Annotated in this window: 1 protein-coding gene; it reads left to right on the forward strand. The window is 71.3% G+C overall.

Going from position 1 to position 251, the window contains the following annotated elements; all coding sequences use genetic code 11:
* Positions 1 to 4 precede the first annotated feature (4 nt).
* Positions 5 to 251 (forward strand): TetR/AcrR family transcriptional regulator (locus C7C46_RS33845; protein ID WP_245985357.1); only part of this gene is annotated, 247 nt, incomplete at its 3' end.

The raw sequence follows: 251 nt of genomic DNA on the forward strand, positions 1-251 counted from the left end.
CGGGCTGACCATGGGTGACGTCGCGGTGCGCGCGGGCGTCGCCAAGACCACCCTGTACCGCCGCTGGCCGTCCAAGAACGAGTTGGTGATCGACGCCATCGCCAGCCTCTTCGACCAGTTGGAGATGGTCGACCGGGGCAGCCTGCAGGCGGACATGGAGGGCGTGGTCACCCAGTTCGCCGACCTGCTGGCCCGCCCGGAGAGCCAGGCCGGCCTGCGGGCGCTGTTCGCCGAGGGCAACCGGGACACCG

The sequence above is a fragment of the Streptomyces tateyamensis genome (assembly GCF_003205575.1).
Taxonomy (GTDB): Bacteria; Actinomycetota; Actinomycetes; order Streptomycetales; family Streptomycetaceae; genus Kitasatospora; species Kitasatospora tateyamensis.